The following is a 13,783-nucleotide window of genomic DNA, read 5'->3' on the forward strand; positions in this document are numbered from 1 at the left end:
GGCTCAGGGCCGTTGCGGAAGGTCCTCCGTGAAGAGCAGGGTCAGATCGTCCGTGCTCGGGTCCGGCAACTGCGCGACCCGGCTGGCGTGCCGCTCCACCATCGCCTCGAAGGTCTGGCGCGCGGTGCGGCCGTTGCCGAAGGCCGGACCCTTGGGGATCTCCACGAAATACTCGGTCAGCGCCTTCGCCGTGTCCTCGGCCAGCCGGTACTCGTGCTCCTCGGCCTGCTGCTCCACGATCCGCAGCAACTCCTCGGCACCGTAGTCGTCGAAGGTGATGGTCCGGGAGAAACGCGACGCCACGCCCGGGTTGACGGTCAGGAACCGCTCCATCTCCGCCGTGTACCCGGCGACGATGACCACGACCGAGTCCCGGTGGTCCTCCATCAGCTTCACCAGCGTGTCGATGGCCTCCTTGCCGAAGTCCCGGCCGGCGTCCTCGGGCGAGAGCGCGTACGCCTCGTCGATGAAGAGCACGCCGCCGTGCGCCCGCTGGAACGCCTCCTGGGTGCGGATCGCGGTGGAGCCGATGTGCTCGCCGACCAGGTCGACCCGGGACACCTCCACGAGGTGGCCCTTCTCCAGCACGCCGAGCGAGGCCAGTATCTCGCCGTAGAGCCGGGCGACCGTCGTCTTGCCGGTGCCGGGGGAGCCGGTGAAGACCAGGTGCCGCTTGACCGAGGCGGCCTTCAGCCCGGCCCGCTGCCGGCGCCGGCCCACCTCGATCATGTCGGTCAGCGCCCGCACCTCCCGCTTGACGCTGTCCAGGCCCACCAGCGCGTCCAGTTCGCCGAGCACGTCCGTGGAGGTGCGGGCGGGCCGCGCGGGGTCGGCCTCCGGTGCCAGGGACTCCGGTTCGGTGGCGCGCTGGCCGGGGACCGCGCCCAGCAGCCCGCCTCCGGACGGGCTCACCGTCTGAAGGACCGGCTCCCGCGCCGCCGCCGGCGCGGGCAGCGAGCCGCTCTCGTCGCTGGTGCACTCCTCGACGAGCGGTCCCGCATCCGCGCCGGAGCCCGGACCGCCCTCCGCGAACTCGAACCCGCCGCGCGCGCACCGCTCCGTACGGCACTTGCGGAGCGTGCTGCGGCAGCCGTCGATCACGTGGAAGCCGTAGCCGGCGCTGCCGGTGACGCGGCAGTCGACGAAGGTGCCGCGCCCGCCCGCCGACACGTAGACGCCCGCCTCCGAGGGGGAGTCGACGGTGCAGCGCTCGATGGTGGGATCGGCGCCCTTGGTGACGATGACGCCCGTGCGGTTGCCCTCCAGGGTGCAGTTGTTGAGGGTGCCGCCGCTGCCGTGGTCGCGGAACCAGGCGCCCGTCGCCGCGTCCCGGATGCGGCAGTCGTCGAGCTGGGCGGTGGCGCCGTCGCTCACCGACACGGCGGTGTTGCGCACCTGGGAGAGGTCGCTGTCGACGACGTCCACCCGGGAGCCGCGGTCGAGGACGAACAGGGCGTCCGGCACGTCGTGCACCCGGCAGGAGTCGAGGACCGCGGTGGCCCCGTCACTGATCCAGACCGCGGGGTAGTCGCCGGTGGAGTCGGAGATCTCGCACTCATGGGCGTCCACGCGCGTGCCCGGGTCCCACACCGACAGGCCGTTGCGGCCGAACTGCCGCACGGTGGTGCGGGTCAGGGTGAGCACGGAGCGGGAGCGCAGGTCGACCGCGTTCTCCGGGATGTCGTGGATGCGGCAGTCGGCGAGCGTCAGCACGGCGTCGGTGTCGAGGGTGACGCCGTCCGCGGTGGTGCGGTGCACGGCGCAGTCCGTCAGGTGGGCCGTGGCCCTGGCGCTGACCTGCACGCCGCTGCCCCGTACCTCGTAGATCTCGCAGCCCACCGCCTCCAGCGCGGAGTGCTCGCCGGTCGCCGTCATCCCGGAACCGGCGGCGTGATGCACGCGGCAGCGTTCGAGCCGGGGGTGTGCGCCGGAGCGCACGGCGACGCCCGCCTGCCCGGCGGAGATCACCTCGCACTCCTCGAACACCCCGCCCCCGCCGTCCACGACGGCGATGCCGACACCGGCAGGGTTGTCCACGGTGCAGCGCCGCACGGTGGGCCGCGCGCTGCCGCGCACCTCGATGCCGGCCGCGGACCGGGTGACCACCCGCACGTCCAGCAGTTCCGGTGTGCCCTCCTCGACGAGCAGCGCGGGGGCCGTCGCGTCCTGGCCCTCCACGTGCAGGTCCTGGATGACCGCGGAGGCCCGCACGGTCAGGGGCACGCCGTCGGGGGGCGCGATCCGTACCGAGCCGTGCGCCCCCTCGGGGCCGCGCAGCGTCACCGCCCGCTGGACGACGAGGTTCTCCCGGTAGGTGCCGGGGCTGACGGTGAGCACGTCGCCGTCGGCCGCGGCCTCCAGGGCAGCGGCGAGCGATGCGTACTCACCCGTGCGGCGCCGCCACCGCGAGGTGCCGGTGTGCGTCACCTGGACCGTGCCCTGTGCCATGGTGTTGCTCTGCCCCCACCTCGTCGTACTGATGGTTTGTCCGCCTGCGGGACCTTGCTGTCCGGTGCCCGGGGGAGCGGCCGTGCCGGCCCGCGGCCGGCGCATGTCCGCGCCGCTCGGCACGGGGATGCCCGACGGCTGTTGTCCGCGCGGGCCGCCACCGGTCGGTTCGGCCGGTCCACCGTAGCGTGCGCGCGGGCCACGGGTTGACCGGAGGGCGAAGCGCGTTAGCTGTTGCTTCCGGTCCGCCCCCAGTCGGGGCCCACACGGTGCCACTCCTGGTCCCAACGCGCGTACCGGCGGCGGACCATGCGCCACAGGACGAGCCGCCGGGCCCCTTCGACGAGGGCGGCGGCCCCGAGGGCGGCGCCGATCCCGGCGAGCACGGCGTGGGTGGCGGCGGTGGCGGTGTCCATCGGGCGGGCCACCGCCCGGCCCTGGGCGTCCGTCCAGATCGGGAAGCGGTCGCCGCCGCGCGGACGGTCGAGGGTGGACAGGACGGGGCCCTCGTGCCCGGTCCCGTCCGGCGCCGTCCAGCGGGCGACGACGTGGCTGCGCGGGTCGGTGGCGGTGGCCCGCTCGGGGTCGACGTTGAGCGGTGAACGCTCCAGCTCCCGGACGACGGTGGCCGTCACCTGGTGCCGGGAGGCGTTCTGCGCGCGGACCGAGCGGGCCATGGCGTCCTGTGCGGCGCCGCCGACGAGCAGGCCGGTCAGGGGGACGAGGAAGAGGACCAGCAGCAGTCCCGTCAAGGCGACCCAGGCTTCGGCCAGGTCGGTCGGGCGGCACAGCGGATTGTGCCGCCAGCGCCACAGGCCCCTGATCGCCCCCACGGTCGCCTCTCCTTCCCGCTGCCGCGGCTCCCGCCCCGGCCCGTCACCCGCGCGTCGGCGCAGGGGCGCGGCGAGACCTCGCGGCGACGTCTCCCGACCGGGCTCTCATACGTCTCTCATACAGCCCAACGCCCCGCCCCCGCCCGGCGTTCCCGGAAACCGGCCCCGTGGGGGAGACACACGTCACTCGGCGGCGCGCGGCGGATGGCTCGGCGGGACGCCGCCGCGCCGCGAAGCCGACGGTCCGTCGGCGTCGGGCCCCCCCGGGCCCGACAGGCGGCGCGCATGGGGGAGTTCGGGCGGGTTCCCGGCCCGGGGCGAGCGGTGTGCCACGGTGACCGGCGTCCGCGCATGGGCAGCCCGCGACCGCCGCCGGGCGAGGGCACGGCGGCGGCCGGGCGGGAACGCGCGCTGATGACGACCCTTCCCCCGTCGTCGGTCAGCGTCCGGTGGCGCTCCCCGCCCGGCTCCCGGCGCCCGGCGACGGCCTCCCGGGGCGCCGGGCACCGGAAGGCCGCGGTACGGCCGGTCCCGACCGGCCGTGACCGCGCGTTCCCCGGGGCGCCCACGGCGCCGTGGGCGCCGGCGGGACTTCCGCGGGGGACCGGCTCAGTAGCCGCGGTACTGCTGGTTGTTGTACGGGTCCTGGTACGGCGCGGGGGCCGGCCGGGGCGTGGCGGGACGCATCGCCTCGTACCCCGCCGGGCCGGGCGTCATCGGGCGCGGTGGCTGCGGCATCTGCTGCGGGGCCGGGTAGCCGCGCGGGGCGGCGGCCTGCTGCGGGATGTAGGCGGCGGGCGCCTGCTGGAGCGGAGCCGGCTGCTGCATCTGCTGTGGGTAGCCGTAGGACGGCGGCTGGGACGGGCCCGACGGGAGCGCGGGCAGGGCCGAGGGGAGCGCGGGCAGGTAGCTGCTCGGCGGCTCGTACGCGGCGGGGACCCGGATCGGGGCGATCTGCGGGGTGCCCCGCTCGGCCACGAGCGAGTCGTAGATCGGGGTGTCCGGGAAGGAGGCGGAGTAGTAGCCGCCGCCATAAGTGGAGCGGGGGGAGGTCATGGCCATAAGTTAAGCCCACGATGTGCTGGTTGGGGAGTCCGACAAGAGGGTTGTTTTGCCGGTGCGCGACACCCTGGTATCCCTAATTCGAGCGAAATCCCGAAAAAGGGGCAACAGTAAAGCCGATCTTGGTGTAAAGGCCAAGTTTCGGGCGCGTTACCGGGAGTTGTCGAGTCCCCTTCCCGGGCCGCCGGTGAGCGGCGCGCGGCGGGGGAATAGGTTGGACGCGCAACACTGGACGAACCGCCGGGACGCCAACCGGCGCGGTGACACGTGATGGGGGCGGACATGTCGATGGCGAAAGGTTCCAACACGCCGGTGCCGACGACGGCGCTGCGGGTCGAACTGGGCTGGAGACCGGGCACCGGAGTGCCGGACGCGGACGCCTCGGCGCTGCTCCTGGTCGGCGGCCAGGTCCGCTCCGACGCGGACTTCGTCTTCTACAACCAGCCGGCCCACTCCTCCGGCGCGGTGCGGCACGAGGGCAAGCGGGACGCCGGCGGGCAGGTGACCGACACGCTCGTCGTCGACCTCGCGCGCGTCGAGCCCACGATCGAGACGGTGATCCTCGCCGCCTCCTGCGACGGCGGTTCCTTCGGACGGATTCCCGGCCTCTACATCGAGGTCCGGGACGCGGACGGCGACACGGTCCGGGCCCGTTTCGACAATCCGGGCGCCACCGTCGAGACGGCCTTCGTCCTCGGCGAGTTCTACCGCCGTCAGGGCGCGTGGAAATTCCGCGCCGTCGGCCAGGGCTACGACACCGGACTGGCGGGCCTCGCCACCGACTACGGCATCACCGTGGACGAACCACAGCCCGCCCCCGTCGCCGCCCCCGCTCCGGCGCAGGCCGCACCGCCGCCGCCCGCGGCGCCCCCGGCCGCCGTACCCCCGCCCCCGGCCGCCCCGCCCGCGCCCGCCCCGGTCCGGCTGACCAAGGTGACGCTCACCAAGGCCGCGCCGTCCGTCTCCCTGACCAAACAGGGCGGCACCTCGGGAGCCCTGCGCGTCAACCTCAACTGGGAGACGCGCAAGCAGTTCTCCGGCTGGGGCCGCAAACTCGGCCGGGCCGTCGCCCAGCACAACGACCTCGACCTCGACCTGTGCTGCCTCTACGAACTCGCCGACGGCAGCAAGGGCGTCGTCCAGGCCCTCGGCAACGCCTTCGGCTCGCTGCACCGGCCGCCCTACATCCACCTCGACGGCGACGACCGCACCGGGGCCGTCGAGAGCGGCGAGAACCTCACCGTCAACCTCGACCACCTGCGGGACTTCCGGCGCATCCTCGTCTTCGTCACCATCTACGAAGGCGCCCGCTCCTTCGCCGACCTGCACGCCACCGTCACCCTCCGGCCCCAGCACGGCGCTCCGGTCGACTTCTCGCTCGACGAGTGCACCGTCCCCTCCACGGTGTGCGCCCTCGCCCTGATCACCAACACCGGCAACGACCTCGTCGTCCAGCGCGAGGCCCGCTACCTGGTGCCCGAACGGGGCGTCAGCCCCCAGCGCACCATCGACCACGCCTACGGCTGGGGCATGAACTGGACCCCCGGCCGCAAGTGACCCCGCACCGGCCGGACGCTCAGCCCTCCTCGGGCACCGCGTCCGGCCGCGCGTAGGTCCGCCCCTTCCACGCCGCCCCACGCCCCCGGTAGTGCCGTACCGCCGAATCCACCGTCATGAGCAGGTACAGGAACGCGGTGAACGGCAGCAGCGGGGCGAGCCACAGCGGCTGCCGGTAGTACCGCAGCATCGGCACGTACGTCCCCGCCATCACCAGCCACGCCGCCCCACCGCACCCCGCGGTCACCGCGCTCCCCGTGGCGAGCCCCACCACCAGTGCCGCCGGCGGCACCAGGTACACCAGCGCCAGACCGGCCACCGTCGCCGCCAGCACCGGCGGACTGTGCCGCAACTGCGCGTACGCGCTGCGCGCGACCATGCTCCACAGGTCGGCGAGGCGCGGATAGGGACGCACGCTGTCCACCCGGTCGGCCAGCCCCAGCCACACCCGGCCACCGGCCCCCTTGACGGCGCGCGCCAGGGCCACGTCGTCGATGACCGCGTGCCGGATCGCGTCCGGAATCCGCGCCCGCGCGGCGGCCTCGGACCGCAGCAGCACACAGCCGCCCGCCGCCGCGGCCGTCCGTGAGGCGGGCCGCCCGATCCGGCGGAACGGGTAGAGCTGCGCGAAGAAGTAGACGAACGCCGGCACCACCAGCCGCTCCCAGCCGCTCACCACCCGCAGCCGGGCCATCTGCGAGACCACGTCGAACCCCCCGGCCTCCGCCCCCGCCACCAGCCGGCGCAGACCGTCCGGCGCGTGCGCGATGTCGGCGTCCGTCAGCAGCAGGTACTCCGGATCACGCGCGCGGGCCAGCGCGATCCCGTGCCGCACCGCCCACAGCTTCCCCGTCCACCCCGCGGGCGGCTCCCCGGGCGAGCCGACGGTGAGGGGCAGCCCGCCGCACTCCCGCGCCAGCGCGCGTGCCAGGTCCCCGGTGCCGTCCGTACTGCCGTCGTCGACGAGGAAGACCTCCGCCCGCCCCGGGTACTCCTGCGCCAGCAGCGACGGCAGGCTCCGCGGCAGCACCTCCGCCTCGTCACGCGCCGGCACCACCACGCACACCGGCGGCCAGACCTCCGGCTCCCCGCCGCCCGGGGGCAGCCGCACGTCCGTGCGCCAGAAGAACCCCTGGGCGAGCAGGAGCCACAGCCAGGCGGCGAGCGACGCGGCGGACACGGCCGAAATCCACACGGAGGCGTTCACGTGCGCAGTGTCCCCCACCGCACCGGCCCCGGCCCGCCCATCGTCTAAGGTGGCCGGGTGAAGATCGCGCTCATGGACTCCGGAATCGGTCTGCTGGCGGCCACCACCGCGGTACGGCGCCTGCGACCGGACGCCGATCTCATCCTCTCCATGGACCCCGACGGCATGCCCTGGGGCCCGCGCACCCCCGAAGACCTGACCGCCCGCGCGCTCGCCGTCGCCGAGGCCGCCGCCGCGCACCGGCCGGACGCCCTCATCGTCGGCTGCAACACCGCCACCGTGCACGCCCTGCCCACCCTGCGCACCCGCCTCGAACCGGGCCTGCCCGTCGTCGGCACCGTCCCGGCGATCAAACCCGCGGCGGCCGGCGGCGGACCCGTCGCCATCTGGGCCACCCCGGCCACCACCGGCAGCCCCTACCAGCGCGGGCTCATCACCGACTTCGCCGGCGACACCCGCGTCACCGAGGTCCCCTGCCCCGGCCTCGCCGAGGCCGTCGAGCAGGCCGACGAACCCGCGATCGACGCCGCCGTCGCCGCCGCGGCGGCCCTGACCCCGGCCGACGTCACCACCCTCGTCCTCGGCTGCACCCACTACGAACTGGTCGCCGACCGCATCCGCGCCGCCCTGCGCCGCCCCGGCGGAGCCCGCCTCGTCCTGCACGGCTCGGCCGGCGCCGTCGCCGCCCAGGCACTGCGCCGCATCGGCGCCGCCCCCCGCCCCGACGCCCCCGCCCACGGCACCCTCACGGTGCTGCGCAGCGGACGCCAGGGCACCCTCCCCGAGGCCGCCCTGGCCTACGAGGAGGGCCGGCTCCTCGGCGCCGTCACCCCCGCCGGCTGACCGCCGCCCGGTCGGCCCAGCCACCCCGCGCGACGAGGTCCCCACCCGGCGAAAGCTGAGTACCTTGGTCCCATGAGGCATCGCCCCGACGGGAACGCCCCCCACTCCGACGTCTGGACCGGCCGTGCCACCAACCGCGTCCAGTGGCTCCTGGCCCTGATCGGCGCCGCCTGCCTGGCGCTCGGCATCACCCTCGCCGTCGACTCCGCCTGGGACTCCGGCATCGCCCCCCTCACGATGGCCGTCGTCGGCTGCATCGCCGCCGGGCTCCTCGTCCTCTTCGGCACCCTCGCCTTCGTCCACGTGGCGCTGCGCGTCGACGAGGAGTGCCTCGAAGTGCGCTGCGGACACATCGGCCTGCCCCGCCGCCGCATCCCCCTGGCCCACGTCGCCGTCGCCGAGTTCGCCCCGCACGTCACCCCCCGCCACTGGGGCGGCTGGGGGTACCGCTGGCGACCGGAGAAGGGCACCGCCGTCGTCGTCCGGCGCGGCGAGGGCCTGATCCTGCGGCTCTGGGACGGCCACACCTTCACCGTCACCGTCGACGACGCCGAGGCGGCCGTCCAGGTCATCAAGGACCGCCTGAGCCCCAAGCCCGCCGGCCAGACCCCCTGACCCGGGCGGGACACGCCGGGACGCCTCCCGGATGCCCGGCGGCCGGCCCCCGGGCGTGTCGCACCCGGCGCCCCGGCGACCGTCCTCATGGCGGGCCGCACCTGACGACCGCGGCGACCGACCCCATGGCGGGCCGCACCCGGCGACCCCGGCGGCCCGCCACGGAGTGTCACCGGCGGTACCCGCCCGGCCGCGTTGCGGGCGGCGGCGTCACCCGCCGTAGACTCCCGGGGTGACCGTCACCGCAACCTCCGTCGGCGAGCCGGACCGGCTGAAGCCGCAGGCCACGACCGCCCCGCGGATCGCCGCGCGGCTCGCGCGCCTGCTCCCGGCCGCCTGCGCCGCCCTCTCCGGAGTGCTGCTCTACGTCAGCTTCCCGCCCCGCACCCTGTGGTGGCTCGCCCTGCCCGCCTTCGCCGTCCTCGGCGCGGTGCTGCGCGGACGCGGCACGAAGGCCGGCCTCGGCCTCGGCTACCTCTTCGGCCTCGGCTTCCTCATGCCGCTCCTGGTGTGGACCGGTGTGGAGGTCGGCCCCGGCCCCTGGCTCGCCCTGGCCGCCGTCGAGGCGGTCTTCGTCGCCCTCGTCGGCGCCGGTGTCGCCGCCGTGTCCCGGCTCCCCGCCTGGCCCGTGTGGGCCGCCGCCCTGTGGACCGCCGGAGAGGCGGCACGCGCGCGGGTGCCCTTCCACGGCTTCCCCTGGGGAAAGATCGCGTTCGGCCAGGCGGACGGCGCGTTCCTCCCCCTCGCCGCCCTCGGCGGCACCCCCGTCCTCGGCTTCGCCGTCGCCCTCACCGGCTTCGGGCTGTACGAGGCCGTCCGCGTCGCCGTCCGGGCCCGCCGCACCCGCGACGTACGGCGTGGCGCCGCGGTCGCCGCCCTGCTCACCGTCGCCGTCCCCGTCGTGGCGGCCGTCGCCGCCCGGCCGCTCGTCGACGCGGGCGCCGAGGACGGCACCGCCACCGTCGCCGTCGTCCAGGGCAACGTCCCGCGCGCGGGACTCGGCTTCAACGAACAGCGGCGTGCCGTCCTCGACCACCACGTGCGCGAGACCGAACGGCTCGCCGCCGCCGTCGCCGCCGGCGAGGTGAAGCGCCCCGACTTCGTCCTGTGGCCCGAGAACTCCTCCGACATCGACCCCTTCGCCAACCCCGACGCGCGCCAGGTCATCGAGCGGGCCGTGCGGGCCGTCGGCGTCCCCGTCTCGGTCGGCGGCGTCGTGGAACGCGACGGACGGCTGCTCAACGAACAGATCCTCTGGGACCCGGACAAGGGCCCCGTCGACACCTACGACAAGCGGCAGATCCAGCCGTTCGGCGAGTACCTGCCGCTGCGCTCGCTCATCGGGGCCGTCAACGAGGAGTGGACGTCCATGATCCGCCAGGACTTCAGCCGGGGTACCGAGCCGGGCGTCTTCACCATGGCGGGCACCCGGGTCGGCCTCGCCACCTGCTACGAGGCCGCCTTCGACTGGGCGGTGCGCTCCGAGGTGACCGACGGCGCCCAGATCATCTCCGTGCCGAGCAACAACGCGACCTTCGACCGCAGCGAGATGACCTACCAGCAGCTCGCCATGTCCCGCGTCCGCGCCGTCGAACACAGCCGCACCGTCGCCGTGCCGGTGACCAGCGGGGTCAGCGCGATCATCCTGCCGGACGGCACCGTCACCCGGAAGACCGGCATGTTCGTCGCCGACACCCTCGTCCAGGAGGTGCCCCTGCGCTCCGGCCTCACCCCCGCCACCCGCCTGGGCATCGTCCCCGAGGCCGCCCTCGTGCTGGTCGCGGCCGGCGGACTCGGCTGGGCCACCGCCGCGGGTGTGCGCGGGCGACGCGCCCGCGACGTGTAGCCGTACGCCCGTCGCACGCCCCGTGAACCGCTGAGAAGCGGCCGGCGCTCCCGCTAGGGTCGGCCGCATGGCTACTCCCGACTTCATCCGCGACCTGCGCGCCTTCGCCGGACACCAGTTGCTGTGGCTCCCCGGGGTCACCGCCGTCGTCTTCGACGACGCGGGCAGAGTCCTGCTCGGCCGGCGGTCCGACACCGGCCGCTGGGCGCTGATCGGCGGCATCCCCGAGCCGGGCGAGCAGCCCGCCGTCTGCGCCGTGCGCGAGGTGGAGGAGGAGACCGCCGTGCGGTGCGTCGTCGAGCGGCTGGTCCTGACCCAGGCACTCGACCCCGTCACCTACGAGAACGGCGACGTCTGCCAGTTCATGGACCTCACCTTCCGCTGCCGGGCCGTCGGCGGCGAGGCCCGCGTCAACGACGACGAGTCGCTGGAGGTGGGCTGGTTCACGGTCGACGCGCTGCCCGACCTGAAGGAGTTCGGACGGTCCCGGATCAAGCACGCGCTCTCCGAGGGACCCACCTGGTTCGAACCGGCCGGCACGCCCTGACGCACGCCGCGCCACGGCACTGCCGCGCCACGGCACCGGAGTGAAGAGAGAAGGGGGCCGTCCGACGGCCCCCTTTCCGCCTTTCGGGGAAGGGGCTTGAACCCTCACGGACCGTAGTGTTAGTTTCTCACATGTTAGTGACTCACACTTGGAGGGGTGATGGAGAACCGACCCGATCCGGCGCGGTGGTGGATGCTGATCGTGCTCTGTCTCGCCGTCCTCGTGGTCGGCCTCGACATCACGATCCTCAACGTCGCGCTGCCGACCATCTCCGGTGCCCTCGACGCGGACACCGGGCAGCTCCAGTGGATCGTGGACTCCTACACCCTCGCCTTCGCGGGGGTGATGCTCCCGGCCGGTGTCCTCGGCGACCGCTACGGGCGCAAGAAGGTCCTGCTGCTCGGACTGGCCGCGTTCACCGTGGCCTCCATGTGGTCCGCCCTGTCCCGTTCGGCCGGTGAGCTGATCGCGGCCCGGACCCTGCTCGGCGCCGGCGCGGCGGTCGTCCTGCCGCTGACGCTCGCCTTCGTCGCCGACACCTTCGACGACCGGGAACGGCCGAAGGCCATCGCCATCATCACCACCGCCTTCGCCGGCGGACTGCCCCTCGGGCCCATCCTCGGCGGACTCCTCATCGAGCACTTCGACTGGGGATCGGTCTTCTGGATCAACGTCCCGGTGGTGGGCGTCGCCGTCGTCGCCGGTCTGCTGCTGCTCAGGGAGTCCCGCAGCGCGGCTCCCCCTCCCGTGGACGTGGTCGGACTGGTCCTCGCCATCGGCAGTGTCGTGGCGCTGGTGTGGGGGTTCATCACCGCTCCCGAGCACGGCTGGGGCTCGCCGGTCACCGTCGGCCTGCTCGCCGGCTCCGTCGCCCTGCTGGCCGGATTCTTCCTCTGGGAGGTCCGCACCGGGGACCGGATCGTGGACCCCGGGCTGTTCCGCAGGCCCCGCTTCACCTGGGGGACGGTGGCCGCCGTCGTCGTCTCCGTGGCCCTGTTCGCCGTGCTGTTCGTGGTCCCCCAGTTCCTCCAGGGCGTCTCCCGCTACAACGCCTTCGACACCGGACTGCGCCTGGTGCCGCTGATGGGCGGCCTGATGGTGACCGGCGCCCTGGCCGGCTTCGTCGACCGCTGGATCGGGACCAAGGCCACCGTGGTCGCCGGTCTCGCCCTGCTCACCGGGGGGCTGGTCCTCCTCTCCCGCGTCGAGGCCGACAGCGGTTACGGCGTGCTCGCCACCGCCCTCGCCCTGTGCGGGCTCGGTGTCGGCGCCGCCATGGCCCCGGCGATGGACGCGGTCACCGCGGAGGTCGGCGACGAATCCGGCGCCGGGGCCGCCGTGGCGAACACCCTCCGGCAGGTCGGCGGAGCCCTCGCCGTGGCCGTCCTCGGCAGCATGCTCTCCACCGTCTACGGCAACCGCCTCGCCGACAACGCGCCGGGCCTCCCGCCGCAGGCGGTGGAGACCGCGAGCGACTCCGTGATGGGCGCCGGCGCCGTGGCCGACCGGCTCGGACCCGCCGGTCAGGCGCTGCGCACGGCCGCCGGGGACGCCTTCGCCCAGGCCATGTCCGCGGTCATGGTCAGTTGCGCCGTGGTCGTCGTCATCGGCGCGCTGCTCTGCGGTTTCTACCTTCCCGCGCGAGCCGGCTCCCGCAGTGGGGGCGGGGTGCGGCCTGCCGCGGAGACCCTGGTCGACGTGGAATGATCCCGGCCATGACGGAATCGGGGAACAAGTCCGACTGGCGCGAACGCAAGAAGGCGGCCACCCGTCGCTCCATCCAGGGCCACGCGATGCGCCTCTTCCTGGAGAAGGGGTACGACGCGACGCGGGTGGAGGAGATCGCCGCCGCGGCCGGTGTCTCGATAATGACCTTCTTCCGGTACTTCCCCACGAAGGAACACGTCGCCGCCGAAGACGACTACGACTTCCTGATCGCCCGGCTCGTGGAGGACTCCGCCGACGGCGAGCCCCTGGTCGGCCGCATCCACCAGGCCCTGCGCGGCGGACTGGCCCAGATCTACGCCACCGACCGGCAGGCGCTGCTCGACCGGACCCGGCTCATCCTGACGACACCCGCGCTCCAGGGCAGGATGTGGCAGAACCAGGCCGTCACCCAACAGCACATCGTCCGCGCGCTCTCCGGGGAGACGGTGGACAAGGACGGCGAACTGCGCCTCAAAGTGCAGGTCGCGGCGAGTTTCGCCATCGCCACCGTGGCGATGCTGGAATGGGCCGCCGCGCCCGAGGAGGGTGAACTGCCCGACCGTATCGACAAGGCTTTCGCGGCCTTCGACGAGGGCGCGCGGAAAGGCTGAATCCAGCCACTGTGCGCCGGCTCGGGAACCGGCGCGACAATGATGTCCGGAACAGGCCGGCTCGGAGCCCTGAGCGGGGGAAACGTTTTGGCCCCGGTCATCCTCTGTTGGTGAGGTAAAGGTCTGGTGCGCGATCACCGAAAAACCTTGAGAAGGGGCATGTCCGTTCTGTAGGCTGCGTTCAGGTGAGGTCGCACATCGGGCCGAGCCTGGAAGGCGATCACGGGGGAAGGGGCCTTCAGGTGTTTGCGACGTAACTGGCCGATGTAGCCAGCAGTATCGGAGTTGTCCAGCTCGAACGGCGAGCGGGTTGACGGCACGGCTCACGGGCCGATCCGCGCACGATCATGGACCCCGTCTCTCGGGTGTGTCCGGCGTGCGACTCATATGGCGCCATATCGAGGACTGCGAAGTCCAGCCCTTTTCCGGTGGGCTTTTCCAGGGCAGCTCTTTCACGGCCGATCGAAGGCCGACGGGGGTCTTGTGTTGCCTGAAAGTCTTGTCTTC

11 protein-coding genes are annotated in these 13,783 nt (G+C 73.9%); 7 read left to right on the forward strand and 4 right to left on the reverse strand.

The window, feature by feature from the left end:
* Positions 1 to 3 precede the first annotated feature (3 nt).
* The 3 genes from J5Y05_RS09760 to J5Y05_RS09770 all read right to left on the reverse strand — a co-directional run bounded on the left by J5Y05_RS09760 (position 4) and on the right by J5Y05_RS09770 (position 4,337).
* Positions 4 to 2,448 (reverse strand): right-handed parallel beta-helix repeat-containing protein, encoded by a 2,445-nt coding sequence (locus J5Y05_RS09760; protein WP_210870389.1) that lies wholly within the window; start codon positions 2,446 to 2,448, stop codon positions 4 to 6.
* Positions 2,449 to 2,675: 227 nt separating this feature from the next.
* A complete protein-coding gene (locus J5Y05_RS09765) occupies positions 2,676 to 3,281 on the reverse strand; it encodes an Rv1733c family protein (RefSeq protein ID WP_210870391.1) in 606 nt (201 codons plus the stop codon).
* Positions 3,282 to 3,890: 609 nt separating this feature from the next.
* The gene (locus J5Y05_RS09770; RefSeq protein ID WP_210870393.1) at positions 3,891 to 4,337 is read right to left on the reverse strand and encodes a DUF6643 family protein; all 447 of its coding nucleotides are present in this window, start codon (positions 4,335 to 4,337) and stop codon (positions 3,891 to 3,893) included.
* A gap of 294 nt (positions 4,338 to 4,631) precedes the next feature.
* On the opposite strand from J5Y05_RS09770, the gene J5Y05_RS09775 reads away from it, so the two are divergent.
* Positions 4,632 to 5,900, forward strand: a complete 1,269-nt coding sequence (locus J5Y05_RS09775) for a TerD family protein (protein ID WP_210871417.1) — start codon at positions 4,632 to 4,634, stop codon at positions 5,898 to 5,900.
* A gap of 19 nt (positions 5,901 to 5,919) precedes the next feature.
* Here the strand turns inward: J5Y05_RS09775 and J5Y05_RS09780 are convergent, their stop codons facing one another.
* Positions 5,920 to 7,125 carry a glycosyltransferase gene (locus J5Y05_RS09780; RefSeq protein WP_210870395.1) on the reverse strand — a complete coding sequence of 402 codons (1,206 nt, stop codon included), beginning with the start codon at positions 7,123 to 7,125 and terminating at the stop codon, positions 5,920 to 5,922.
* A gap of 39 nt (positions 7,126 to 7,164) precedes the next feature.
* On the opposite strand from J5Y05_RS09780, the gene J5Y05_RS09785 reads away from it, so the two are divergent.
* The 6 genes from J5Y05_RS09785 to J5Y05_RS09810 all read left to right on the forward strand — a co-directional run bounded on the left by J5Y05_RS09785 (position 7,165) and on the right by J5Y05_RS09810 (position 13,276).
* Complete coding sequence (locus tag J5Y05_RS09785; RefSeq protein ID WP_210870397.1) at positions 7,165 to 7,950, forward strand: glutamate racemase; 786 nt, start codon at positions 7,165 to 7,167, stop codon at positions 7,948 to 7,950.
* A 72-nt stretch (positions 7,951 to 8,022) separates the two neighbouring features.
* On the forward strand, positions 8,023 to 8,565 hold the full coding sequence (locus tag J5Y05_RS09790) for a hypothetical protein (protein ID WP_210870399.1): 543 nt from the start codon (positions 8,023 to 8,025) through the stop codon (positions 8,563 to 8,565).
* A gap of 232 nt (positions 8,566 to 8,797) precedes the next feature.
* Complete coding sequence (gene lnt, locus J5Y05_RS09795; RefSeq protein ID WP_210870401.1) at positions 8,798 to 10,411, forward strand: apolipoprotein N-acyltransferase; 1,614 nt, start codon at positions 8,798 to 8,800, stop codon at positions 10,409 to 10,411.
* Positions 10,412 to 10,478: 67 nt separating this feature from the next.
* Positions 10,479 to 10,958, forward strand: coding sequence for an NUDIX hydrolase (locus tag J5Y05_RS09800; protein WP_210870403.1), 480 nt, complete (start codon positions 10,479 to 10,481; stop codon positions 10,956 to 10,958).
* A gap of 159 nt (positions 10,959 to 11,117) precedes the next feature.
* On the forward strand, positions 11,118 to 12,665 hold the full coding sequence (locus tag J5Y05_RS09805) for an MFS transporter (RefSeq protein ID WP_210870405.1): 1,548 nt from the start codon (positions 11,118 to 11,120) through the stop codon (positions 12,663 to 12,665).
* Positions 12,666 to 12,673: 8 nt separating this feature from the next.
* Positions 12,674 to 13,276 carry a TetR family transcriptional regulator gene (locus tag J5Y05_RS09810; RefSeq protein WP_210870407.1) on the forward strand — a complete coding sequence of 201 codons (603 nt, stop codon included), beginning with the start codon at positions 12,674 to 12,676 and terminating at the stop codon, positions 13,274 to 13,276.
* Positions 13,277 to 13,783: the final 507 nt, after the last annotated feature.

Origin of the sequence: Streptomyces tagetis (assembly GCF_018069565.1) — a bacterium.
In the GTDB taxonomy this organism is placed as follows: domain Bacteria; phylum Actinomycetota; class Actinomycetes; order Streptomycetales; family Streptomycetaceae; genus Streptomyces; species Streptomyces tagetis.

What these genes read in the sequence shown, in the direction of transcription:
- J5Y05_RS09770 (WP_210870393.1), bottom strand. Translation starts at nt 4,337, where the DNA reads ATGACCTCCCCCCGCTCCACTTATGGCGGCGGCTACTACTCCGCCTCC.
- J5Y05_RS09790 (WP_210870399.1), top strand. Translation starts at nt 8,023, where the DNA reads ATGAGGCATCGCCCCGACGGGAACGCCCCCCACTCCGACGTCTGGACC.
- J5Y05_RS09800 (WP_210870403.1), top strand. Translation starts at nt 10,479, where the DNA reads ATGGCTACTCCCGACTTCATCCGCGACCTGCGCGCCTTCGCCGGACAC.
- J5Y05_RS09760 (WP_210870389.1), bottom strand. Translation starts at nt 2,448, where the DNA reads ATGGCACAGGGCACGGTCCAGGTGACGCACACCGGCACCTCGCGGTGG.
- J5Y05_RS09775 (WP_210871417.1), top strand. Translation starts at nt 4,632, where the DNA reads ATGGCGAAAGGTTCCAACACGCCGGTGCCGACGACGGCGCTGCGGGTC.
- J5Y05_RS09810 (WP_210870407.1), top strand. Translation starts at nt 12,674, where the DNA reads ATGACGGAATCGGGGAACAAGTCCGACTGGCGCGAACGCAAGAAGGCG.
- J5Y05_RS09805 (WP_210870405.1), top strand. Translation starts at nt 11,118, where the DNA reads ATGGAGAACCGACCCGATCCGGCGCGGTGGTGGATGCTGATCGTGCTC.